The sequence below is a fragment of the Xanthomonas citri pv. mangiferaeindicae genome, from assembly GCA_002240395.1.
Classification (GTDB): domain Bacteria; phylum Pseudomonadota; class Gammaproteobacteria; order Xanthomonadales; family Xanthomonadaceae; genus Luteimonas; species Luteimonas citri_A.
The window spans coordinates 3,595,107-3,618,685 of sequence record CP016836.1 but is presented as its reverse complement, the minus strand read 5'-3'; the positions used below and the strand labels follow the sequence as shown (position 1 = coordinate 3,618,685).

24 protein-coding genes are annotated in these 23,579 nt (G+C 68.5%); 7 read left to right on the top strand and 17 right to left on the bottom strand.

The genetic code is table 11. The annotated features are described in order from the left end of the window. Positions 1 to 104: 104 nt before the first annotated feature. Complete coding sequence (locus BEN78_15735; protein ASR45191.1) at positions 105 to 2,276, bottom strand: dipeptidyl carboxypeptidase II; 2,172 nt, start codon at positions 2,274 to 2,276, stop codon at positions 105 to 107. A gap of 245 nt (positions 2,277 to 2,521) precedes the next feature. On the opposite strand from BEN78_15735, the gene BEN78_15730 reads away from it, so the two are divergent. Then, positions 2,522 to 3,028 (top strand): glutathione peroxidase, encoded by a 507-nt coding sequence (locus BEN78_15730; protein ID ASR44596.1) that lies wholly within the window; start codon positions 2,522 to 2,524, stop codon positions 3,026 to 3,028. Between the two features lie 53 nt (positions 3,029 to 3,081). Here BEN78_15730 and BEN78_15725 read toward each other — a convergent pair whose 3' ends face one another. From BEN78_15725 to BEN78_15690, 8 genes are all read right to left on the bottom strand, one after another. After that, on the bottom strand, positions 3,082 to 3,876 hold the full coding sequence (locus tag BEN78_15725; protein ID ASR44595.1) for a ferredoxin--NADP(+) reductase: 795 nt from the start codon (positions 3,874 to 3,876) through the stop codon (positions 3,082 to 3,084). A gap of 111 nt (positions 3,877 to 3,987) precedes the next feature. Beyond that, positions 3,988 to 5,664 carry an ABC transporter substrate-binding protein gene (locus tag BEN78_15720; protein ASR44594.1) on the bottom strand — a complete coding sequence of 559 codons (1,677 nt, stop codon included), beginning with the start codon at positions 5,662 to 5,664 and terminating at the stop codon, positions 3,988 to 3,990. Between the two features lie 105 nt (positions 5,665 to 5,769). Next, complete coding sequence (locus BEN78_15715) at positions 5,770 to 7,644, bottom strand: ABC transporter ATP-binding protein (GenBank protein ID ASR44593.1); 1,875 nt, start codon at positions 7,642 to 7,644, stop codon at positions 5,770 to 5,772. Positions 7,645 to 7,757: 113 nt separating this feature from the next. Continuing rightward, positions 7,758 to 7,994, bottom strand: a complete 237-nt coding sequence (locus BEN78_15710) for a hypothetical protein (GenBank protein ID ASR45190.1) — start codon at positions 7,992 to 7,994, stop codon at positions 7,758 to 7,760. Between the two features lie 106 nt (positions 7,995 to 8,100). After that, entirely contained in the window at positions 8,101 to 9,366 is a 1,266-nt protein-coding gene (locus tag BEN78_15705; GenBank protein ID ASR44592.1) for a hypothetical protein, read from the bottom strand. Further along, positions 9,363 to 9,623, bottom strand: a complete 261-nt coding sequence (locus BEN78_15700) for a hypothetical protein (GenBank protein ID ASR44591.1) — start codon at positions 9,621 to 9,623, stop codon at positions 9,363 to 9,365. Before BEN78_15700 ends, BEN78_15705 begins: the two co-directional genes overlap by 4 nt. An 86-nt stretch (positions 9,624 to 9,709) precedes the next feature. Then, positions 9,710 to 10,570 carry a pyridoxal kinase gene (locus tag BEN78_15695; protein ID ASR44590.1) on the bottom strand — a complete coding sequence of 287 codons (861 nt, stop codon included), beginning with the start codon at positions 10,568 to 10,570 and terminating at the stop codon, positions 9,710 to 9,712. Next, entirely contained in the window at positions 10,567 to 11,337 is a 771-nt protein-coding gene (locus BEN78_15690) for a YggS family pyridoxal phosphate enzyme (GenBank protein ASR44589.1), read from the bottom strand. The genes BEN78_15695 and BEN78_15690 overlap by 4 nt, the downstream gene beginning before the upstream one ends. A 227-nt stretch (positions 11,338 to 11,564) precedes the next feature. On the opposite strand from BEN78_15690, the gene BEN78_15685 reads away from it, so the two are divergent. Continuing rightward, positions 11,565 to 13,079 carry a fumarate hydratase gene (locus BEN78_15685; GenBank protein ASR44588.1) on the top strand — a complete coding sequence of 505 codons (1,515 nt, stop codon included), beginning with the start codon at positions 11,565 to 11,567 and terminating at the stop codon, positions 13,077 to 13,079. Between the two features lie 73 nt (positions 13,080 to 13,152). Here the strand turns inward: BEN78_15685 and BEN78_15680 are convergent, their stop codons facing one another. The 4 genes from BEN78_15680 to BEN78_15665 form a co-directional block, all read right to left on the bottom strand. Next, positions 13,153 to 14,307 carry a hypothetical protein gene (locus BEN78_15680; GenBank protein ASR44587.1) on the bottom strand — a complete coding sequence of 385 codons (1,155 nt, stop codon included), beginning with the start codon at positions 14,305 to 14,307 and terminating at the stop codon, positions 13,153 to 13,155. A 130-nt stretch (positions 14,308 to 14,437) separates the two neighbouring features. Further along, positions 14,438 to 15,586 (bottom strand): phospholipase, encoded by a 1,149-nt coding sequence (locus tag BEN78_15675; protein ID ASR44586.1) that lies wholly within the window; start codon positions 15,584 to 15,586, stop codon positions 14,438 to 14,440. After that, a complete protein-coding gene (locus BEN78_15670) occupies positions 15,583 to 16,797 on the bottom strand; it encodes a hypothetical protein (GenBank protein ID ASR44585.1) in 1,215 nt (404 codons plus the stop codon). The genes BEN78_15675 and BEN78_15670 overlap by 4 nt, the downstream gene beginning before the upstream one ends. 15 nt (positions 16,798 to 16,812) lie before the next feature. Next, the gene (locus tag BEN78_15665; protein ID ASR44584.1) at positions 16,813 to 17,313 is read right to left on the bottom strand and encodes a hypothetical protein; all 501 of its coding nucleotides are present in this window, start codon (positions 17,311 to 17,313) and stop codon (positions 16,813 to 16,815) included. A gap of 250 nt (positions 17,314 to 17,563) precedes the next feature. On the opposite strand from BEN78_15665, the gene BEN78_15660 reads away from it, so the two are divergent. Beyond that, a complete protein-coding gene (locus tag BEN78_15660; protein ASR44583.1) occupies positions 17,564 to 17,773 on the top strand; it encodes a cold-shock protein in 210 nt (69 codons plus the stop codon). A gap of 269 nt (positions 17,774 to 18,042) precedes the next feature. Here the strand turns inward: BEN78_15660 and BEN78_15655 are convergent, their stop codons facing one another. Then, positions 18,043 to 18,528, bottom strand: coding sequence for a hypothetical protein (locus tag BEN78_15655; GenBank protein ID ASR44582.1), 486 nt, complete (start codon positions 18,526 to 18,528; stop codon positions 18,043 to 18,045). A gap of 139 nt (positions 18,529 to 18,667) precedes the next feature. Continuing rightward, entirely contained in the window at positions 18,668 to 19,126 is a 459-nt protein-coding gene (locus tag BEN78_15650) for a hypothetical protein (protein ID ASR44581.1), read from the bottom strand. 83 nt (positions 19,127 to 19,209) lie between these two features. Between BEN78_15650 and BEN78_15645 the strand changes: the two genes are divergently transcribed. Continuing rightward, positions 19,210 to 20,013 carry a tRNA threonylcarbamoyladenosine dehydratase gene (locus BEN78_15645; protein ID ASR44580.1) on the top strand — a complete coding sequence of 268 codons (804 nt, stop codon included), beginning with the start codon at positions 19,210 to 19,212 and terminating at the stop codon, positions 20,011 to 20,013. A gap of 12 nt (positions 20,014 to 20,025) precedes the next feature. Here the strand turns inward: BEN78_15645 and BEN78_15640 are convergent, their stop codons facing one another. Further along, positions 20,026 to 20,796, bottom strand: a complete 771-nt coding sequence (locus tag BEN78_15640) for a DNAase (GenBank protein ASR44579.1) — start codon at positions 20,794 to 20,796, stop codon at positions 20,026 to 20,028. Next, positions 20,793 to 21,035 (bottom strand): hypothetical protein, encoded by a 243-nt coding sequence (locus BEN78_15635; protein ID ASR44578.1) that lies wholly within the window; start codon positions 21,033 to 21,035, stop codon positions 20,793 to 20,795. Before BEN78_15635 ends, BEN78_15640 begins: the two co-directional genes overlap by 4 nt. 167 nt (positions 21,036 to 21,202) lie before the next feature. Here BEN78_15635 and BEN78_15630 point away from each other — a divergent pair, with 167 nt between their 5' ends. The 3 genes from BEN78_15630 to BEN78_15620 all read left to right on the top strand — a co-directional run bounded on the left by BEN78_15630 (position 21,203) and on the right by BEN78_15620 (position 23,579). Next, the gene (locus BEN78_15630; protein ASR44577.1) at positions 21,203 to 21,976 is read left to right on the top strand and encodes a hypothetical protein; all 774 of its coding nucleotides are present in this window, start codon (positions 21,203 to 21,205) and stop codon (positions 21,974 to 21,976) included. Positions 21,977 to 22,101: 125 nt separating this feature from the next. After that, positions 22,102 to 23,265, top strand: a complete 1,164-nt coding sequence (locus BEN78_15625; GenBank protein ASR44576.1) for an acyl-CoA dehydrogenase — start codon at positions 22,102 to 22,104, stop codon at positions 23,263 to 23,265. Between the two features lie 2 nt (positions 23,266 to 23,267). Next, positions 23,268 to 23,579, top strand: coding sequence for a cupin (locus tag BEN78_15620; GenBank protein ID ASR44575.1), 312 nt, complete (start codon positions 23,268 to 23,270; stop codon positions 23,577 to 23,579).

The following is a 23,579-nucleotide window of genomic DNA, read 5'->3' as shown; positions in this document are numbered from 1 at the left end:
GCCGCTGCCCATCCGAAGCGGAACGCCCATTCCGGTATTTGGGGAGGAACCAAAAAGAACGCCCGGCGCGGGGCCGGGCGTTGGTCACGCATCGCGATAAGCGATCAGTTCGTCGCGTCCTTCGGATCGGGCGCCAGGCCACGCTTGATCAGCAGAGGCTCGATCTGCGGCTCGTGGCCCGTGAAATCCACGAACAGCTGCTTGGCGTCCTTGCTGCCGCCACGCGAGAGCAGGGTGCTGCGGAAGCGATCGCCGTTGGCGCGGGTCAGGCCGCCGTTCTGCTCGATCCACTGGACGGTGTTGGCGTCCAGCACTTCCGACCAGATGTAGGCGTAGTAGCCGGCCGCGTAGCCGCCGTTGATGTGGCTGAAGTACGGCGTGCGATAGCGCGGCGGCACCGGCGGGTAGTCCAGGCCGGCCGCCTTGAGCGCAGCAGCTTCGGTCGCCATGACTTCCGACGCCTCCGGCAACTGGTCGGCCGGCAGCTGGTGCAGGTACTGGTCGAGCATCGCTGAGCCCAGGTATTCGGTGGTCGCAAAGCCCTGGTTGAACTTCGCGGCCGCCTGCACCTTCTCCAGCAGCTCGGCGGGCATCGGCGCGCCGGTGCGGTAGTCCTTGGCGTAGTTGGCCAGCACTTCCGGCCAGTCGGCCCACATCTCGTTGACCTGCGAGGGGAACTCGACGAAGTCGCGCGGCACACTGGTCCCGCTGAAGAACGGGTACTTCACGTCCGAGAACATGCCGTGCAGTGCATGGCCGAACTCGTGGAACATCGTGGTGACCTCATCCCAGGTCAGCAGCGTTGGCTGGCCGGCCTGTGGCTTGGGGATGTTCTGGTGGTTGGCGGTGACCGTCAGCGTGCCGTCGAGCTCGGACTGCGAGACGTAGGAGTTCATCCAGGCGCCGCCGCGCTTGGACGGGCGCGCGTAGGGGTCGTAGATGAAGATCGCCAACTGGCTGCCGTCTTCATTGAAGACGTCGTAGGTCCAGGTGTCGGGGTGGTACTTGGGCAGGTCAGTGCGTTCCTTGAACGTGATGCCGTAGAGCTTGGTCGCAGCGAAGAACACGCCATTCTCCAGCACGTTCTTCATCTCGAAATAGGGCTTGAGCTGCGCATCGTCGAAGCTGTACTTGTCCTGTCGGACCTTCTCCGAGTAATAGGCCCAATCCCACGGCTCGAGCTGGAACGTGGGCTCGCCCTTGGCCGCCTGTTCGCGGTCGATCATCGCCTGCAGCTCGGCGGCTTCGCGCTTGGCGTTGGCCACGGCGGCCGGCGCCAGCTGGCCGAGCATGCCATTGACGGCCTCGACAGTGCCGGCGGTCGAATCCTCGAGGATGAAGGCAGCTTGGTTCGGATAGCCCATCAGGTTGGCGCGCTCGGCGCGCAGCTTGAGGATCTGGGCGATCACGCCGGTGTTGTCGTACTGATTGCCGCGGCTGCCGCGGGCGACCGAGGCTTTGTGGATGCGCTCGCGCAGCGCCCGGTTGTTGATCTGCGGCAGCGGCGGCTGGCCGGTGGTGTTGAGCAGGGTGATGACGTACTTGCCTTCGAGCCCGCGCGACTTGGCGGCTTCGGCCGCGGTGGCGATCTGCGCCTCGCTCAGGCCGTCGAGCTCGGCCACGGTGTCGACCACGACGGCCGAGTCGTTGACCTCGTTGAGCACGTTCTGGCTGAAGGTCGTCGAGAGCTTGGCCGATTCGGCGTTGATGCGTCGCATCTGCTCCTTCTGCGCATCGCTCAGGTTGGCGCCGGCGCGGACGAACATGGTGTGGTAGCGCTCGACCAGACGCTGGCCCTCGGCGTCCAGGCCGAGCGAGCCGACGTTCTTGTACAGCGTGTCGACGCGGGCGAAGAGCTTGGGATTGAGCATGATCGCGTCGCGGTGCGCGGCGAACTTGGGCGCGTAGTCGGCGTCGATCTGCTTGCGCGTGTCGTTGGTGTCGGTGCCGTTGAGGTTGCCGAAGATCCGGCGTGCGCGCGACAGCAGTTCGCCGGACTTCTCAAGCGCGACGATCGTGTTGTCGAAGGTCGGCGGCTCGGGATTGTTGGCGATCGCCTCGATCTCGCGCAGGTTCTCGGCCATGCCGGCGTCGAAGGCGGGGCCGAAGTGCGCGTCCTGGATCAGGTCGAAGCGCGGGTAGCGCAGATCGAGCGTGCTCTCGACGAACAGCGGATTGTCGGCCGGGCGCTGGGCGCTTGCCGCGGGGGCGGTCGTGGCGGTGCCCGAAGACTGGGCGAAGACGGGCAGGGCGGACACGGCGAGGGCCGCACACAGTGCAGCGGCAAGCGGGTGCTTGAGCAAGGGTGACTCTCCGGGTGACGTGACCGCCTAGGCTAGCCCATCGGGAAACACGATGACCGTGCCGGAAGTCCGCACCGTGTCTTTGCAGTGACTTCAATAGGATGAAGGCCATTGTTCACGTGACGCATGATGGCAATCGGTCGATACGCGGCCTGTGCGACGGTCACCGAGGCAGGATCTGCGGCAGACTGCGAGCCACGTCCCCATCGGTCACCGCCATGACCACGGTCCATGATTTCACTGCCCGTACGCTCGACGGCGCCGACCAGCCGCTGTCGGATTTCGCCGATCGCGTGCTGCTGATCGTCAACGTCGCCTCGCGCTGCGGATTCACGCCGCAGTACGCCGGCCTGCAGCGGTTGTGGCAGGACTACCGCGATCGGGGGTTGGTGGTGCTCGGGTTTCCGTGCGACCAGTTCGGTCATCAGGAGCCGGGCGACGCGGACGCGATCCGCAACTTCTGCGCGCTTAACTATGCGGTCGACTTCCCGATGTTCGCCAAGGTCGAGGTCAACGGTCCGAATGCGCATCCGCTGTGGGCCTGGCTGCGCGGACAGAAGCGCGGACTGCTCGGCAGCCGGCGGATCAAGTGGAACTTCACCAAGTTCCTGGTCGGTCGCGAGGGTTGCGTGCGGGCACGCTACGCGCCATCGACCGCGCCGGATGCGTTGCGTGGACGGATCGAGGCGATCCTGGATGAAGAGTCGAGCGCCCAGCGGCGCTGAGCACCACCGATCGTGGGGCACGGCACGCCTGCGTGTCGCACCGCCGTCCGGCCTTACTTCTCGACGAAGGCGCGCTCGAACACGTACTGCCCCGGCGTGCCGATGCGCGGCGCGGCCTCGAAGCCGCGGGCATCGAGCAGGCCGCGGAAATCGGCCAGCATCTGCGGGCTGCCGCAGATCATCGCGCGATCGAAGGCCGGGTCGAGCGGCGCCAGGCCGAGGTCGGCGGCCATGCGACCGCTGTCGAGCAGTTCGGTCAGTCGGCCGCGGTGGCTGTGGCCGTCGAACATGAAGTCCTCGCGGGTGACGGCCGGGTAGTACAGCAGCTGGCGCGAGATCTGCTCGCCGAGGAATTCATGCCGCGGCAGCTCGTTGACGATGTAGTCGCGGTAGGCCAGGTCCTGCGCCGAGCGCACGCCGTGGGTGACGATCACCTTCTCGAAGCGCTCGTAGGTCTCGGGGTCCTTGATCACCGACAGCCACGGCGCAAAGCCGGTGCCCGTGCCCAGCAGGTAGAGGTTGCGGCCCGGGTGCAGGTCGTGGATCAGCAGGGTGCCGGTCGGCTTGCGGCCGACCAGGATCTGGTCGCCCGGCTGGATGTGCTGCAGGCGCGAGGTCAACGGGCCGTTGTCGACCTTGATGCTGAAGAACTCGAGCTGCTCCTCCCAGTTCGCGCTGGCGATCGAGTAGGCGCGCAGCAGCGGCTTGCCCTCGACTTGCAGGCCGATCATCACGAACTGGCCGTTGTCGAAACGGAAGCCGTCGTCGCGAGTCGTGGTGAAGCTGAAGTACGCGTCCGTCCAATGGCGGACGTCGAGCACCGTTTCGGAACCAAAGGCGGAGGACATAGAAGGCAAGACGAGACGCGGAGCCGCCCATCTTAACAGAGCGATGAGACCGGTTCTCATCTGCGACATGCGGTCGCAGCCCCGTGCCGACGTGAAGCCACAGGGCCGCGCCTAATGCGGCCCGCTTTCCTCGTTCGGGCGGGCACGGCGGTCGCCGAGCAGGGCACTGAGCACGATCGCGATGCCCAGGCCCGCGCCGGTCAGGAACAGCAGCAGCGCGATCGCCGGATAGCCGAACAGTCGCGGGCCGCCGGGGTTGTCCATCATCAGCGCCGAGGCGAGGATCAGCGCGGCGGTGACCACGCCGGCCGCGATGCGGTTGGCGATCTTGTGCAGGCTCTCGAGCAGATGCGATTCCTCGAGCCCGGTCAGGCGCACGCGCAGGCGGTTCTCGGCCAGCAGCGACAGCACATTGGACACCTTGCGCGGCGCTTCGCGGACCAGCTCCTGCAGGTCCATCATCTCGCTGGCGAGATTGGCCGGCGAGAGCGACTTGCGCAGGCGCTGGCGCATCATGTCGTTGAGGTGCTCTTCGACGACCCGCTTCATGTCCAGCTCGGGGGCCAATGTGCGCACGACCGATTCGAGGTGCAGCAGGGTCTTGCCCAGCAGACTCATCTCCGGCGCGGTACGCAGCCCGCAGGCGGTGGCCAGCCGGACCAGGTCGAGCACCAGCCGGCCCTCGGTCTGGCCGGTGGCGCCCGATTGCGCGGCATAGCGCGCGACCAACTGGCCGACATCGCGGTAGTAGCGCTCCTCGTCGAAGTCCTCCAGGCGCGTACCCATCGCGATGCCTTCGGCGGCGACCTGTTCGCCGCGACCATCGACCGCAGCGAACAGCAGCTTGAGCAGGCGCTCGCGGGTCCGGGGCGGCACGTGCGCCACCATGCCCAGATCGAGCAGCGCCAGTCGGCCGTCGCGGGTGTAGAGTAGGTTGCCCGGATGCGGGTCGGCATGGATCTCGCCGTGCACAAATACTTGGTCGAGATAGCCGTGCAGCAGCGCGGTCGCCAGCGGTGCCATGTCGCGCTCGGTGCGCTGCAGGCCGCTGATCGCGGTGACCTTGGTGCCCTCGACCAGTTCCATCGTCAGCAACCGCGGTCGGGTCAGGTCCCAGATCGGCTTGGGCACGAACAGCGACGGATAGGCGGCGAAATGCGCATCGAAGCGGTCGAGGTTCTCCGCCTCGACCCGGTAGTCGAGCTCGGCCAGCAGCGTACGCCGGAACTCGTGCACCCAGTCGGCGAAGCGTACCCGGCGGCCGAGGTCGGTGACCCGGTCGATACCGCCAGCCAGCCGCGCGAGGGTATCGAGGTCGTCGCGGATCTGCTCCACGATGCCCGGGCGCTGCACTTTGACAGCAACGCTGCGGCCGTCGCGCAGCGTCGCGCGATGCACCTGCGCCAGTGAGGCACTGCCCAGCGGGGTCTCGTCGAAGCTGTCGAACACCTTGTTGATGCGCACGCCCAGTGCCTCCTCGACCGCGGCGTGGATCACCTGGAACGGCACTGGCGCAACGTCGTCCTGCATGCGTTCCAGCGCGGCGAGATAGGCCGGCGGCACCATGTCCGGACGCGTCGACAGCGCCTGGCCGATCTTGATGAAAGTCGGGCCGAGCGCCTCGAGATCGTTGACGAACGCTTCCGGCTGGCCGGCGGTGTCGGCGTCGTCGACCTCCACCGTTGCCGCGTCCAGGTCGAAGCCGGTCAGCACGCCGGCCTTGCGGTACTTCATCAGGAAACGCAGGATCTGCGCATTGCGCGCGAGCGCCTGGCGGGTATCGGTCATCGCGGGGCTCCGTTGATGCGGGCAGCGTACGCAGCGCCGCGTCAACGCCGTCTCACGGCAGCGGTGCGGCCGCGGGCGACCTGCGCCGTTTCGACCGGTATCCGCTCAGCGGTAGCCTGCGGCCTGCAGCTCGAACAGCTCGGCGTAGCGGCCGCCCTCGGCCATGAGCTGGGCATGCGAGCCGCTGGCTTCGATCCGCCCCTGCTCGAGTACCAGGATGCGGTCGGCCATGCGCACGCTGGAGAACCGGTGCGAGATCAGCACCGCGGTGCGCTGGTGCGACAGCTCCTTGAAGCGGCGGAACACCTCGTACTCGCTGCGCGCATCGAGTGCGGCGGTCGGTTCGTCGAGGATCATGACCTGGGCCTCGCGCATGTAGGCGCGTGCGATCGCGATCTTCTGCCACTGCCCGCCCGACAGATCGACGCCGTTCCGGAAGCGCCGGCCGATCACCTGATCAAAGCCGTCGGGCAGGCCGGCGATGATCTCATCGGCCATTGCCCGGCGCGCGGCGTCCTGGATGCGTGCGTCATCGCCCATCGCCTCGATCCGGCCCACGCCGATGTTCTCGCCGGCGGTCAGGTGATAGCGCACGAAGTCCTGGAAGATCACGCCGGTGTTGGCCCGCAGCGCATCGAGGTCGTAGTCGCGCAGGTCGCGGCCGTCGAGCAGGATCCGACCCTCGTCGGGGTCGTAGAGCCGCGCCAGCAGCTTGACCAGCGTGGTCTTGCCGGCACCGTTCTCGCCCACCAGCGCCAAGACCTCACCCGCGTGCAGGGTGAAATCCAGATGCCGGACCGCCCAACGCTCGCTGCCCGGATAGCGGAAGCCCACGTTCTCGAACGTGAAGCCCTCGCGGATCGGCTGCGGGAACGGGACCGGATCGCTTGGTGAGGCGATCTCCGGTTCGATTGCAAAGAACGAGAACAGGTCGTCGAGGTACAGGGCCTGGCCGGCGACCTGCGAGAAGCCGACCAGCAGGCCTTCGAGCAACTGGCGCAGGCGCAGGAAGCTGCCGGCCAGAAAGGTCAGATCGCCAATGCTGAAATCGCCGCGCACCGTGCGCCAGGCGATGTAGCCGTAGGCGACGTAGTAGCCCAGCGAGCCGAGTGCCGCCAGCATCGTGCCCCACAGCGCCCGGCGCCTGGCGAGCGCGCGGTTGGCGAGAAAGAACCGGTCGGCCAGCGTGCGGTAGCGGTCGATCAAGAACCGGTGCAGGCCGAAGATCTTCACTTCCTTCGCGGTCTCGACGCTGGCGCCGCTCTGGCGCACATACTCGAGCTGGCGCCGTTCGGGCGTCCACTGGAAGTTGAGCGAGTAACCCAGCGCGTTGAAATGCGATTCGCCGATGAAGGCCGGCACCAAGGCGACGGCCAGCAGCAGGATCAACCAGGGCGCGTAGACCAGCAGGCCGACCGCGAAGCTGGCGACGGTGATCGCATCCTGCACCTGGCCGAACAACTGGCCCATCAGGTTCATGCGGCCCATGGTCTGGCGGCGCGCACGGTCGAGCTTGTCCTGCAGTTCGGGGTCCTCGAAGTCCTCGAGGTCGAGCGTCGCCGCGTGCTCCATCAGCCGGACGCTGGTGGCGTTGGTGAACAACTCCGACAACAAGGTATCGGCGTAGCTGACCAATCGACCGAGCAGGTCGGAGCCGATCGCCAGTGCGAACTCCAGGGCCAGCAGCCCGGCGAGCGTATCGAGCGCGCCGCTGGACCAAGCCTGCGCCAGGGTCGTGAAGCCGCCGTCCAAGCCGACGACGCGGATCGCCTCGTCGATGATCAGCTTGCCGACGTAGAGCATCGCTACCGGCAGGAACGCGCGGACCAGACGCAGGCCGAGGCTGGCAAGGGTCAGCGGCCGGCTGGTCTGCCAGATCATGCGCAGGAACGGCCGCAAGTTGCGCATCGCGTCGAAGCGCTCGCGCAAGGTGGGGCGGCCGTCGGTACGGTGGGGCTTGGCGGGAGCGGAGGGGGGCATGGCCCATTGTCGCGCCGACCGCGTCGACGCGCAGGCATGCCCGCGCATTCTTCTCATGCCGGCCGCTCATGCCGGATACGGAAGACGCCGCCAGCGGCGGCGCGGGGTCGCGGTCAGCCGCTGCAGCCGCCGCAGCACACCGAGGCCACGCGCTCGATCTGGCTCGGGCGGATCGGATGGCCGGCCTTGGCGAGGATCGTGACCAGATCGTCGTCGGAGGCGGTGGTCGAGACCCGCAGCACACCGGTGATATCGACATCGGCCAGACCGGCGGGATCGAGGGTCTGCAGCAGGCGCTCGACGGCGTCGATGTCGATCTGTGGTCGGTCGAGATGGATGTTGAATTGCATCGCGGTGTCCTCTGAACGATGGGAGTGGGCGGTACGGCCATGCTGGGCCGGCCGGCGGCCGGGCGCGCTGATCTGGATCAAGGCATGTTCGGCGGCCGTCGAGCGCTCAGACGGCACGCGGCGCGGCCCGTGCGAATCGGCGTGCATGTCGTGCGCAGCGCAGCGCGCAGGCAAGCGTTGCGCCATGCGCGGCCAGCAACGCGAGGCCGGCGGCGGGCGCCGCTCGGGGCCACAGCACGGCAGCCGGGAGCGCCACTGCACACATCAGATGCGCGCCGAGCGCGGCCGCCTTCCAGCGCGCGGGCAGCAGTTCACCGGTCCCCGGCACACGCACACCACGCGGGCATGCCGCGCGGACCTCCAGCCAGGCCAGGAACGCGACGATCTCCAGCAGCATCCCTGAGAGCATCATCGGCAGCCCGACGCCGAGCCCGAGGGCGCCGGCGAGCAGGCCCGCGGCCGGCGGCAGCAGGTCGGCCGCGACCAGCGGCACCATCGCGCAGGCCGCGCCGGTCGCCAAAGTGCCGCAGCGCCAGAATGCCACCAAAGCCGGATTGCGCCGCCGCGGCGCGCGCGCCGGCAACCCCAGCGAGACCGCGACGAAGGCCAGCGCCGGCAAGGCGGCCGCGACGGCGAGCCCGACCTGTGTATCGAGCGCGATGCGCAGCACGGCGCCTGCGACCAGCGCCACGCCGACTGCGACGTACCAGCCGAGCAGCCAGCGGGATGCGATCGTGGTCGTCCCCTGGAACATCGGCAGCACCACGCTGCCTACCGCGGCCATCAGGCCCAACACCCAGCCCAGCACGCCGATCGCGGCATGGACGTCGGCCAGCGGCGGCAGCGGCAGCGCCAGATCGCCGCGCAGCGTCGCCACCAGCAGGCCGCCCAGGCAGACCGTGACCGCCAGCGCCAGCAGCGACAGCGCAATGCCGCCGCGCAACGCTCGCAACGCGCCGCGGCGCAGCAGGCCCGGCAATGCTGCGGCCGCGAACGCCAACGGTGGCGCGGCGAGCAACAGGGCGGCCAGGCCCAACAGCGCGGGCGCGGGCAGCAGCAGTCCGGCGATGAACAGCACCAGCCCGGCGTTGAATGCGATGTGCAGCCACGCGGCCGATCGCTGCAACGGCATCGGTACGCCCGCGGCGACCGGCAGGAACTGCAACAGACTGCCGAGCATCGCGTTGCCGAGCACGCCGAGCGTGAACGCGTGCACCAGCGCGACGGTCTGCGGCGTCCATCGGCTGGTGAACGCGGCGTCGCCCAGCACCAGCACACCGACGCCTGCAGCCAAGCCCCACAGCGGCGCGCTCAGCAGCCAGCGCAATGGGCGCGCAGGCGGCGGCGCCTGCGCCAGGTCGAGTGCGGTCACGGTGGTGCGAACGCGGCGCTTGCGGCTGCGGCTGCGGCATCGGCCTGTCGCCAGATCGCCATGCGCGCATGGCCCGGCGCCTCGTCCAGCAGACGCCACGCAAACCCGTCGCGCGCGAGCAACGCCCACAGCGGCACGGGACGCATGGGCGTGGAGGCGTCCAGCCAATGCCCGGGCGACAGTGTGGCCAACGCGTCGAGGATGCGTTCCATCGGCTCGGGCGGCGGCAGGTCACGCAGATCGAGGCGAATGCGCATGGCGCGGAGTCCGGGAGGCGGCGCACGACTGTGCGCCGCGCATGCCGGCAGCGCCTTGACCTGGGTCAGCGTTGCCCGCGCCGGGCTCAGCCCAGGCGTCGTCCGATCTCGCGCGGCAGCGCCAGTTCCTGCCAGCCTTGCGCCTGGACATGCCGCAGCACCGCGACCACGTCGTCGCAGGCGCGGCGCACGGCATCGCCGAGCGCGGCGCCGGTCATCATCCGGCCGCCGACCAGCGCAGCGAACATGTCGCCAGTGCCCTTGACCGCATGCGCGACCGCGGGGTGCTCGAACGTCTCCCAGCCCTGCGTCGAGACCGCGAGCACCTGGACCACGCCAGGCGGGCAGGTCTCGGGCGCGGCGCTGGTCACCACGACCCATTCGGTGACCGGGCCGAGCAGGCCGGCCGCGGCCTGGGCGCAGTCCTCGAGCGTGCGCAGTGCGCGGCCGCAGAGCTGTTCGAGCTCGAAATGGTTCGGAGTCAGGCCATGGGCGCGTGGCAGCAGATGGTCGCGCCACACCGGGACCAGCGCCGGATCGGTGTAGATGCCGGTGTCGTGGTCGCCGATGACCGGGTCGATCTGCATCCGCAGTGCCGGGTTGCGCACGCGCATGCGATCCAGCCAGGCCGCCAGCGCCAGGCCCTGGGCCGGCGAGCCGAGATAGCCGACCAGCAGATGCCGCGCGCGGGTGACCACTTCGCGCGCCTCCAGGTCCTCGAGCAGGCCCTCGAACCAGTCCAGCGGCAAGGGCGCGCCATGCATCGTCGGATAGTGCGGCGTGTTGCCGAACACCACGGTCGGCACCGGCGCCACCTGCAGCCCGAGCGCCTGCAGCACGGGCACCGCAATGCTGTTGCCGACACTGCCGTAGACGACCTGCGACTGCACCGACACGACGTCGATGATGCGCGTGCCGACGGGCGGCGCATGGAGCAGGGCGCTCATCGGGTCTGCGCCGAGGAGGCGAGCCCCGGCCAGTAATGGCTGTCGGGCAGGCCGCGGTCGCCGAAGATCGCCGTGCCCACGCGCACCGTGGTCGCGCCCTCGGCAATCGCCAGTGCGAAATCGCCGGACATGCCCATCGACAACTCGTCCATCGTCACGCCTGCCGGCGCCTCTTGGCGCAGCCGGTCGCGCAACGTGCGCAGGCGCACAAAGCAGGGGCGCACCAGTGCCGGATCGGGCGAGAACAAGGCCAGCGTCATCAGGCCGCGCACGCGCAGCGACGAGAACGCACCCAGTTGCCGCACGAAGCCTGCGACCTCGTCGGGCGCCAGCCCGAACTTGCTCGGCTCGGCCGAGGTGTTGACCTGGACCAGCACGTCCAGCGCACGTCCCTTGGCCTGCAACTGGCGGTCGAGCGCTTCGGCGACCCGCAGGCTGTCGAGCGCCTGGAACTCGCTGGCAAAGCGCGCGACATACTTGGCCTTGTTGGTCTGCAGATGGCCGATCAGCACCCAGCGCAGGTCGTCGAGATCGGCCATCGCCTCGGCCTTGCCCAGCGCTTCCTGCACCTTGTTCTCGCCCAGCTCTCGCAGGCCGATCGCGTGCGCCAGGCGCAACCGCGTCTCGTCGACGGTCTTGCTGACCGGCAGCAGGCGCACCTGCGCCGGGTCGCGTCCGGCGGCATGGCAGGCATCGTGGATGCGCGCGCGCACCGTGTCGAGGCGGCTGCGCAGCGCGGCGGCGGGGTCGTTCGGGGTATCGGTCATCAGAACGGGGGCGTGGTGGATCGGCGCCGGCCGCAGGCTGCAGCCGGAAGCCGACAAGGATACGCCTGGCGGATTGGCGCCGCGCGGGGCCGGGTCGTTGCGCCGGCGGTGTGGACGGTCGGCTGCCGTGGCCGGTCGGAAGGCCTAGAATGGGCGGGTTTTCCGCCAGCCTCGAGCCAGCCGTGTCCGCAAGCCACTCCCCGCATGCCGCGCCGTCGGGCGCGCCCGTGTCGATCCGCCAGGACGACCTGATCCAGTCGGTCGCCGATGCGCTGCAGTACATCAGCTACTACCATCCGGTCGATTACATCCGCAATCTCGCCGATGCCTATGAGCGCGAGGCCTCGCCCGCGGCGAAGGATGCGATGGCGCAGATCCTGATCAACTCGCGCATGTGCGCCGAGGGCCACCGCCCGATCTGTCAGGACACCGGCATCGTGACCGTGTTCCTTGCGATCGGCATGCAGGTGCGCTGGGACGACGCCACGATGGGCGTCGAGGACATGGTCAACGAGGGCGTGCGCCGCGCCTACAACGATCCCGACAACAAGCTGCGTGCCAGCGTGCTGGTCGATCCGGCCGGTGCGCGCCGCAACACCCGCGACAACACGCCGGCGGTTGTCAACGTCAAGGTCGTGCCCGGCAACACGGTCGAGGTGATCGTGGCCGCCAAGGGCGGCGGCTCGGAGGCCAAGTCCAAGTTCGCGATGCTCAATCCGTCCGACTCGATCGTCGACTGGGTGCTCAAGACCGTGCCGACGATGGGCGCGGGCTGGTGTCCGCCGGGCATGCTCGGCATCGGCATCGGCGGCACCGCCGAGAAGGCGATGCTGCTGGCCAAGGAATCGCTGATGGAGCCGATCGACATCCAGGATCTGATTGCGCGCGGGCCGTCGAACCGGATCGAGGAGCTGCGCGTCGAGCTCTACCAGAAGGTCAATGCGTTGGGCATCGGCGCGCAAGGGCTCGGCGGCCTGACCACCGTGCTCGATATCAAGATCAAGGATTACCCGACCCATGCGGCAAACCTGCCGGTGGCGATGATCCCCAACTGCGCCGCGACCCGGCATGCGCATTTCACCCTTGACGGCAGCGGGCCGGTGACCCTCGACCCGCCGTCGCTCGCCGACTGGCCCGAGCTCACCTACAACCCACGCAACGCGCGCCGGGTCGATCTGGACACGATCACCCGCGAGGAGGTCGCCAGCTTCCAGCCGGGCGAGGTGGTGCTGCTCAACGGCAAGCTGCTGACCGGGCGCGACGCCGCCCACAAGCGCATGGTCGACATGCTCAACCGGGGTGAGACGCTGCCGGTGGACTTCACCAACCGCTTCATCTACTACGTCGGCCCGGTCGACCCGGTGCGCGAAGAGGTCGTCGGCCCGGCCGGGCCGACCACCGCCACGCGCATGGACAAGTTCACCCGGCAGATGCTCGAGCAGACCGGCCTGCTGGGGATGGTCGGCAAGGCCGAGCGCGGCCCGGCCGCGATCGAGGCGATCCGCGACAACCGCGCGGTGTACCTGATGGCGGTCGGCGGCTCGGCCTATCTGGTGTCCAAGGCGATCAAGGCCAGCCGCGTCGTCGCGTTCGAGGACCTGGGCATGGAAGCGATCTACGAGTTCGAGGTCAAGGACATGCCGGTGACGGTGGCCGTGGATGCGAACGGCGAATCGGTGCACGAGACCGGCCCGCGGACCTGGAAGGCCAAGATCGCCGGCATCCCGCTCGAAGTCGTGTGATCGGCGACGACGCGACAGCGGATCGGACGGCGCCTGCGGGCGCCGTTCGCACTTGCGCAGGCGACCTTCGCGTTCAGTCGACGTAGTCGTCGAAGGTCTTGCGCCGACGGAACGGCATCAGATGCTGGCTGACGATGCCGCGCGGCACCGTCTCGAGCTTCATCACGCCGTACTCCTGCGGCCAGGCATCGCGCTCGCGCGGCAGCTTGAACGTGCCCATCAGCATGTCGACCAGCGGCAGGTGGATCGCGTAATTGACGTCGATGTAGTCCTGCTCGCGGGCGTGGTGCCAGTGGTGATAGCGCGGCAGCACCAGCACGTACTCCAGCCAGCCGAAGCGCACGCCGATGTTGGCGTGGGCGACGACCGCCTGCAGGCCGACGAGGATGACGTAGGCATTGATCGCCGCGGTCGAGAAGCCGAGCACCAGCAACGGCAACAGCACCACGCTGCGCGTGAGCACGATCTCGACGAAATGGATCCGCGAGCCGGCCAGCCAGTCCATCTGGCGGCTGGAGTGATGCACCGCATGGAAGCGCCAGAGCCAGGGAATGTTGTGGTAGGCGCGGTGCAGCAGCGCCTGGGCCATGTCGGCCACGAACACCGCGATCAGGAACTGCGCCCAGACCGGCAGCGACTGGATCGCCCGCTCGAGCGCCGGGAACGCGGCGAAGCTGGCAGTCGTGGAGGTCGAGGCCGTGACCAGGATCAGGATGAACTGCACCAGCACATGGCTCATGAAGAAGTACGTCAGGTCGGTGCGCCAGCCCGGGCGCAGCGGCGAGACACGACGCTTGCCCAGGTAGTGCTCCAGCGGCACGAACACCAGCGCCGAGAAGAACAGCGAAATCACGAACCAGTCCAGGCCCAGGGAGTACGGTGTGTGGCCAATGGCATCGAACTGCACATTGGTGCCGCCCAGCAGCACCGCCAGCGTCGCACTGGCGACGCCGATCGTGGCGATGCGCTTGTTGCGGTCGCGCAGGATCGCCAGCGTGCCCAGCAAGAATGCCGCGACCAGGCCGATCAGCAACAGGTTGCGCGCGAAGCCCTCGTCGTAGACCGCGCGGAACTCCTTGCTGGTCAGCAACTCGGGAAAATGGAAACAGACGACGCCAAAGACGCTCAGCAGGCCCAGCAGCGCCGATGCGTAGGCGAAGAACGAGCGGCGCGGACGCGCGACCGGAGTGGCGTCTTGCGGTGGGGGCGGGGTGGCAGCGGCCTCCATACGCGGATCCTGGCATGCGGCAGCGCCGCGGGCGAGCCGATCATAGCCGCTTGCCGCGGCGGCGCCGCAAGCCCGTGATCGGCGCGCCGCGGCGCCTGGTGGCGCGGGCCAGGCGCCCGCGCCGTCCCAGTCAGAACCAGTCCATCAGCGAGATGCCAAGGCCGACATAGGTGGCCTTGTGGTTGTAGTCGATCAGGCTTTCGCCGTAGCCGTCGAACACCTGCAGATGGCCGCGGAAATTGCGGTGGATCGGAAAGCCCCAGTCGAACTGCAGCGCGCCGTGCGAGCGGTCGCCGCCGCGCAGCGAATGCCGGGCCATCAGCGTGAACTGGTGGCCGTCGCGGACGTGGCTCAGGGTCAGGTCGCCGCGCCCCATGTAGTCGGCGATATCGGGGTTGTCGCTGTCGCTGCCTTCGCCGAGCACGATCCACGGCCGCGCGGTCAGCGCCCAGTTCTGCCGGTCGAAGCCGAAGTTGAACATCACCCGGTTCCAACTGCGCGACAGCGGGTCGCCGCGGCCGTTGGACTGATGGTTGATGCCGATCCCGGTCATGCGCCCGCGCCAGCCGCCCGGCAGGCCATAGTTGTTGCGGAAGACCATCAGGATCTCGGGCTCGTAGTTGGTCTCGCGGAACGGGCGCGAGGCCTCGCTGTTGTAGACCTGCCAGCGCGAGCTCTGGGTGTAGCCCATCCAGATGTCGCCGTTGTTGCCGAACAGGTTCTCGACCGCCTTTGTCTTGAAGCTGATCTGGAACTTGGCCTCGGTGCTGTCGAGCGCGATCGGATCGGTGACCGTATTGGCCGGATTGGGCGAGCTGGGCGTGCGGTTGACGTCCGAGGTCCAGAACACCGGCAGCAGATACAGCGGCTTGTAGGCACGCAGGTTGAAGATGCCCAGCTTGGAGTCCTTGGCCAGTTCCCAGCGGCTGTCGAGCAGCGAGCCCTGGCCCGCGTTGGCGATGGCGTCCTCCAGGCCGCGGGTGGTGTCGCGCGCGTAGAGGTTGCGGCTGGCCGATTCGGCGGACAGCACCTCGGCAAGCGCGGCCGGATCGCGGCGCAGCTCGCGCGCGCGCTCGGCGGTGACGTCGGCCTGCGGCGTCGGCGGCGCCTGGCGGCCGGCAAAGGCGTCGTAGCACGCCAGACGCTGCGCGTCCTGCTCGACCGCCAGGCAGGCCTCCAGGCTGGCGGGGGCCGACGGTGCGACCGATGGCGCCTGCGCCAGGGCGTGTGTGGACAGGCTCGCGAGCGCGGCCGGGAGCAGGGCGAGACGGACATTCATTGCGGGGCGTCCTTTGCGATCAGCAGGTTCTGGGGATCGGCATTGACGACTTCGGCGACGTGCTCGTCGATGTCGCGGTTGACCGAGGTGTCGACGCCGACGCTGGTCGCCGGTTCGATGTCGTGATGATCGGGGAGCGCGTCCGTGTCCCGCGTGAGGACGACGTGGGTGGTGCTGCGCGGGCCCTGGATGCCGGCGCGCCAGAAGGCGCCCTTGACCCGGCGGATCGCCTCGCCGCGGGTCTTGCCCAGGTCGCTCTTGCGCTGGTCCACCCAGCCGAAGAAACGCAGCACGCTGCCCGAGGGGCCGAACTCGACCAGTGTCCACGACGGACCGGGATCGGTGAGCACGTCATCGATCGCGGCGATCTCGGCCAGACCGATCGCCTGCGCCTGGCGGATCGAATGGCTGGCGTCGATGTTCATCGCAAAATCGAAGCGACGGCGCGGGTTGCTGCTGTAGTTGAGGATCACGGCCTTGAACACCAACGCATTGGGCAGGCGCAGCTCGTTGCCTTCGGCGGTGACCAGCACCATCGCGCGTGCGCTCAACGAGGCGACCCGGCCCTCGTAGCTGTCGATCTTGACGGTCTCGCCCGGCTCGAACGGCCGGCGCAGGCTCAACAGGATGCCGGCGATGTAGTTCTCGGCGATGTCCTTGAACGCGAAGCCCATTGCGATGCCCAGCACGCCGGCCGAGCCGAACACCACACCGATCACCGCGGTCGCGTTGAGCAGGTCCAGTGCGATCACGATGCCCAGTAGCAGGATCGCGGCCTGCACCATGCGACGCAGCAGACTGTCGAGATAGGGGTTACGCGTGCGCAGGTGCAGCCAATGCAGGCGCTGGGAGACCACGCGGCCCAGCCATGCGGCGAGTGCCACGACCACCAGCGCGGCCAGCAGCAACGGCAGGTTCGCGAGCAGGCGCATGAAACGGTTGACGGTTTCGTCGTACACCGCGTCGAAACGACCGCGCACGTCGGCCTCCTCGAACGCTTGCGCCGCGCTTGGTGGTGGGGCATCGACCGCTTGAGCGCCGGCGGCCGCGCCGGGATCGGTGGTTGCCGGTGCGGCCGGCGCCGCGCTCGGTGTGGCCAGGCTTGGCCCGGCAATGAGGCCGGCCATGAGCGCCAGCAGCAGAACGGCCAACAGGCCGAGGAATCGCCCGCGACGGGGCGGCAGGGAAGCGGTATGGGGGTAATCGGTCATCGGGGGATTGTGGACTCAGAACCACCAAGCGAATGCGAAGATCGCCAGCATCGAGACCGCCAATGCGAGTTTCAATGCCACGCCCAGCGCGATGCCCAGCCACGTGCCGATGCCGACCTTGGCCGCATGGCCGAGGCCGGCAGGATACAGAGTGCGGCGGCTGATCAACTCGCCCACCACCGCGCCGACGAAGGGACCGGCGAACAGGCCCGGCAGGCCGAAGAACAGACCGACGAAGGTGCCGACCACCGTGCCCAGCAATGCCAGCGGACTGGCGCCCACGCGCTTGGCGCCGACCGTGGTGGCCCAAAAGTCCACCGCGAACGAGACCGCGGTCAACAGCCCCAACACGACGAGCGGCATCGCGCCCACGCGCTGGAAACCGTCCGCCCAGGCCGCCGTCAGCAGGCCCGCGAATACCAGTGGCAGGCCGGGTAGGGCCGGCAACACGACGCCGGCCAGGCCGATGGCGACCAGCAGGCCGGCGAGCAGGTAGAGCGGCACACTTATGTCCATGCGCGCCCCGCTGGATCGGGGCCACGGGCCCCTGGAACGGGCCTTTGGGGGGCGATTGCATTTTCATAAATGCCGGGTTACTTTGCAGGCGCTGTGTTTGTCAAGGTCACCGTGAATCGTGACCCTGCATCAAGTCGCTGGCTCGTTCCACCGGTCCGCTGCATCGTCGCACCCGTGTTCTCCTTGCAACCAGCCGCCCGACAGGCGTAATCGCTCGATACATCGAACAGTTTCAGGGAGAGAGAGCAACATGGCAGAGCGCGAGACCGGTACCGTGAAGTGGTTCAACGATGCCAAGGGATTCGGATTCATCAGCCGTGAAAGCGGCGAAGACGTTTTCGTGCATTTCCGCGCCATCCAGGGCACGGGCTTCAAGAGCCTGCAGGAAGGCCAGAAGGTCAGCTTCACCGTCGTCCAGGGCCAGAAGGGCCTGCAGGCCGACGCCGTGACGCCGCTCTGACCAGCTGCGATGCTTCAAGAAAAACCCGGCCAATGGCCGGGTTTTTTTATGTCCTCTTCTTAATTCGGAAATGCGGCGCACTTCGGATGGGCAGCGGCCTGTCAGCCGGAAGCCGCTCCTCCCTCGGTCAGGACATCCTGTCCTGACTCGGGCGCGCGCCATCCATGGCGCGCTCGACGCGGCCACCGGTTGGCAGGCCGCTGCTGCGGGTATTGGCAACCTGACTTCGGGTAGACACAGAGTCGCCGGCCGAACAAGCGCACCGCGGGTCAGTAGGCGTAGGCGCGTCCGTTCTGGACGCGGACCGGCGAGCCTTCGCGGATGCCGTCCAGATCGCCCTGACTGAGCACGATCGTGCGGCCGTCCTGCATGCGCACATGCACATTGAAATGACGCGCGCCCTCGACTCGATTCTGGATCGCGTTGCCGGCCACCGCACCGCCGACCGCACCGGCGCCGATCGCGACATTCCGGCGACCGTGACTGTCGGTGTTGTGTCGTGCGAGTTCCTTGGCCGCCACCGCGCCGACGATGCCGCCGATCAGCGGTCCGGCGACATTCGGGCCACGGTCGCCACCGACCACCTCGATGCGGGTCACGGTGCCGCAGTCGTAGCACTCACCACGATAACCGCCGCCATAACCGCTGCCGTAGCCATCGTAACGGCCGTAATCGGAATAACCGGGCGAGGACGCGCAGCCGGCGAGTGCCAACGAGACGGCGACCGCTGCGGTACCGATCAGACGAGATTTCATGGGATCTCCTAGCGTGAGCGGGCCCGCTGCCCGACGTCGCCAACGCTATGCGGGCGACGTGAATGAGGCAGCAATTCGTCGCGTCCAACGACGCGACCGAGGCGGACGTCCAGCCTCGATTCAGACCCGTATTCAGGACTCAGCGCAGATCCCGATGGCACCCGCTGCAGGTCTCACCGACCGCATCGACCGCGACGCGCAGCTCGGCGCAATCGCTCGGCGGCGTGGCCAGAGCCGTATCGAGGGCGCGTCGCGCCGCGTCGGCATGCGCACTGAAACCGCGATGGTCGCGCAGGTCGGGAAACGCCGGTTCCAGATCATCAGACAGCAAGCGCAGCGCGCGCAGATGGGCCGTGCTGTCGGCCGATGGGCAGCGGCCCGTGTCGACCGCCGTCTGCAGGCCCGCCATGTGGGCCTGGTAGAGCCGCATCAGCGCACCGGGATAGTGGTCCTGCCAATCGCGCCGGCTCTCGAGCGCGCGCAGCACGACGACGAGCGCGAACACCCCGACCACCAGGCCCAGGACAAACACCACTGCATAGCGTGCGGCAGCCGATGGCGGCGTGCGCGCGGAAGACGAGGGCTCGGGCGTCGGCATCGTGCGCTCCTGGCGGTGGCGAAAGGCGGCGCGACCTTAGCATGGGCGGCCGGCGGGGCAGGGCGCCCGGTAGAATGCGCACCATGGACGAACACGCACGCGCCCGCTTCGCCGGAATCGAACGCCTGTACGGGCAGGGCGCGGTCGCGCGCCTGTTGCAGCGGCACGTCGCGGTGGTCGGGCTGGGCGGGGTCGGTTCGTGGGTGGCCGAGGCGCTTGCCCGCAGCGGTGTCGGCACGCTGACGCTGATCGACGCCGACGATCTGTGCGTGTCCAACACCAATCGGCAGTTGCCGGCGCTCGAGGGCCAGTACGGGCGCAACAAGGCAAGGGTAATGGCCGAGCGCTGCCTGGCGATCCATCCGCGCATGACGGTGCATGCGCTGGAGGACTTCGTGACCCCGGCCAACCTCGAGGCAATGCTGGGGCGGGGCTACGACCTGGTGATCGATGCCTGCGACAGTTTCCGCAGCAAGGTCGAGTTGATCGCCTGGTGCCGGCGACGCAAGCTGCCGGTGATCACGGTGGGCGCCGCCGGTGGCCGTATCGACCCGACGCTGGTGCGCGTGCGCGATCTGTCGCGGACCGAGCACGATGCGATGCTCGCGCTGATCCGCAAGAAGCTGCGCGCCGAATTCAATTTTCCCAAGGGCCCCAAGCGCTATTTCGGGGTGCCGGCGATCTATTCGCTGGAGAACGTCCGCTATCCGCAGGCCGATGGCAGTGTCTGCGGCCTCCGCCCGCAGTTGGGGCCCGATGCCGCGCTCAATCTCGATTGCGGCAGCGGCCTGGGGGCGGCCACGCACATCACCGGTGCGTTCGCATTCGCCGCGGCCGGCAAGGCGCTCGAACTGCTGTTGCGGCCGGCGGCCGATGCCGCCGCCTGATCAACGCGGCGGCTAGAGCGGCGGCAGACCGAACAACCGCGCAGCGTTGTCGCGCGTCTGCGCGGCCACGATCTCCGGCGGTTCGCCGCGCAGGCGCGCGACCGCCTCCAGCACGTGGACCAGGCGCGCCGGTTCGTTGCGCTGGCCGCGGTGGGCACTGTCGGGCTGGTCGGGGGCGTCGGTCTCGAGCAGCAGGTGTTCGATCGGCATCGTTGCGGCCAATCGGTGCAGACGGCGGGCGCGGTCATAGGTCAACGGCCCGCCGAGCCCGATCATGAAGCCGCGTTGCCACAGCTGGCGCGCCTGTTCGGCGCTGCCGCCGAAGCTGTGCACCACGCCACGCAGGCCGTCGAACCGTTTGAGCGCTGCGATCACCGGATCGACCGCCCGCCGCGCGTGCACGATCACCGGCAGGTCGTGGGCATGCGCCAGGCGCAATTGGCTTTCGAAGTAATGCGCCTGGGCTGCGTGGTCGAGCCCGTCGACGAAATGGTCCAGGCCGCACTCGCCCACCGCCACCGGCCGCTCGCGCACGATCCAGTCGGCCAGGGCGTCGAGGTCTTCGGGCTGATGCTCGGCCAGAAACATGGGATGCAGGCCGTAGGCGGGGAACAGCCCTGCGTCTGCGGCGCAGACCGCACGCAAGCCCGGCCACCCGGCGCGGGCGATGGCCGGCACCACTTGCTGAACAACGCCCGCCGCCCGCGCGCGGGCCACGACCGCCGCGCGGTCGTCGTCGAACTGCGGTGCGTCGAGATGACAGTGGCTGTCGATCAGCCTCAAGGGCGGCGCGCCTGGCCATCGATCGGCGGACGCGGATCGGCCTGTGTCGGCGCGTCGGACGTGCGCTTGCGCCGGGCCAGGGCGACCGTCGCCAGCCCCAGCAGGACTTCGTCGATCAGGATGATCGGATCGGGGATGACCAGATTGATGCCGAACAGGATGGCCACGACCACGAACAGGCGCGGGTGACTCAACCGGGACAGCCACGACACGAGCGGCACGGTAAAGGGACTGGGCATCGTGGGCCTCGCGAGGGGGGCGGGATGCGGCACACGCTAGCACGGCCTGCTGACGTCCCGGTTTAGCGCCGGGTCAGCCTGAGTCGCCCTTGTTCGTGTGCCTGTTCAGCTTGGCAATGGTGCAATCACTGTCACGACGTACAGGCCGATGGCCGCAAGGAGATCCCATGAAGAGCAACACGATCGCGATTGCGCTGGCGTCTTTGCTGGTAGGTGGCGTGGCCGTCGGCGCGTACCACAACAGCCGCGATGGCGCGGGGACATCGGTCGCCGGCGATACGACCGCGGGCGCCGAGGACAAGCGCGTCGAGGACAAGCTCGACTATGCCGACGTCGTGGCGACCCGCCCGGTCACCGAGACCGAACAGGTCTATGCGACCGTGCTGGGCAGCGAGCCGATCCGCGAGACGATGACCTCGACCTCGCCGCGCCAGGTCTGCGAGGACGTGGTGGTGCAAGACCGTCTGCCCGAGCGCGACGGCAACGTCGGCGGGACCGTGGTCGGCGCGCTGGTCGGCGGTCTGGTGGGCAACCAGGTCGGCGGCGGCAATGGGCGCAAGCTCGCCACCGCGGCCGGCGCGACCGCCGGCGGCTTCATCGGCAACCGGATCGACCGTAACCATGTCGGCGGCCGCGTCGTCGAACGTGTCGACCGTCAGTGCCGCACCGTGCAGGATTCCTCGCAGTCCTCGCGCGTGGTCGCCTACAACGTGACCTATCGCAATCCCGACGGCACCACCGGCTCGATGCGCACCGACAGCAAGCCGGGCAACCGGATCCTGCTGGGCGACGAGGAAAAGACGGTCGGCTACGACGTCACCTATCGCTACGAAGGCACCGAGCACACGCTGCGCATGCGCGAAGCCCCGGGCGAGCGTCTGCCGGTGCTCAATGGCCGGGTGATGACCGCAGCGCTCGACGACGCGCCCGTGCGCGGCTGAGCAACCGCGCCATCGCTGTCTTGCAGGAAGGCCGGCACATCGCCGGCCTTCCTGCGTGGAGGCCCCCGACGACGCCGGCGCGTGGATCGCTACAATGGCCGGCATCCCGCCCAGACCGGACCGCCATGGCCCTGCATCCCTACGATCTGTACGACGTGCGTTCGCTGCTCGATGAAGACGAGCGCGCGGTCCAGGACGCCGTCGCCCGCTTCACCGACGAGCGTGTGCTGCCGATCATCGGCGCCTGCTTCGACGAGGGGCGGTTTCCGACCGAACTGATTCCCGAGATGGCCGAACTCGGCCTGCTCGGCGCCACGTTGCCGACCGAGTACGGCTGCGCCGGCCTCAACGCGGTCAGCTACGGCCTGATCTGCCAGGAACTCGAGCGTGGCGACAGCGGCCTGCGCAGCTTCGCCAGCGTGCAATCGTCGCTGTGCATGTATCCGATCTATGCCTACGGCAGCGAGGAGCAGCGCCGCCGCTGGCTGCCCGACATGGCGGCCGGCCGGGTCATCGGTTGCTTCGGTCTGACCGAGCCCCATGGCGGCTCGGACCCGGCGAACATGAAGACCCATGCGCGCCGCGACGGCGGCGACTGGATCCTCAACGGCGCCAAGATGTGGATCACCAACGGCAACCTGGCCGACATCGCGATCGTCTGGGCGAAGACCGACGACGGCATCCAGGGGTTCGTCGTGGAGAAGGACTTCGCCGGCTTCACGGCGCAGGAGATCAAACACAAGATGAGCCTGCGTGCCTCGGTCACCAGCGCGCTGTACTTCGACGATGTGCGCGTGCCCGATGCCAACCGCCTGCCGAACGTCAAGGGACTCAAGGGTCCGCTGGGCTGCCTGACCCAGGCGCGCTACGGCATTACCTGGGGGCCGATCGGCGCGGCGATCGCGTGCCTGGACGAGGCGCTGGGCTATTCCAAGGAACGCATCCTGTTCGATCGCCCGGTGGCCGCGACCCAGAGCGCGCAGATCAAGCTTGCCGACTGGGCGCGTCGGATCACCAGCGCGCAGTTGCTGTCATTGCAACTCGGACGCCTGAAGGATGCCGGCAAGATGCAGCCGACCCAGGTCTCGCTGGCGAAGTGGAACAATTGCCGCATGGCGATCGACATCGCCCGCGAGGCGCGCGATCTGCTGGGCGGCGCCGGCATCACGACCGAGCACTCCCCGATCCGTCACGCGCTCAACCTCGAGTCGGTCATCACCTATGAAGGCACCGAGACCGTGCACCAGCTCGTCGTGGGGCGCGAGTTGACCGGCATCAACGCGTTCTGACCATGCGCACGATTCGATCTCGCGAGTTCACCGCCGACAGCGCGTGGGGCGCGCTGGATGTCGCCGCCATCGAGGGCGCCACCGTCCGCCTGCACTGGACCGATCGTCCCTACCAGTGGCACGTCAATGACGGCGAGGAAGTCTTCGCCGTACTCGATGGCCGCGTGGAGATGCGCTATCGCCAGGGCGAGGCCGAGCGCGCGGTCGTGCTGGAGGCCGGCGACCTGTTCCATGCCGGCAGGGGCGACGCGCATGTCGCCCATCCGATCGGCGAGGCCCGCATCCTCGTGATCGAGAAGGCCGGCAGTCTCTGA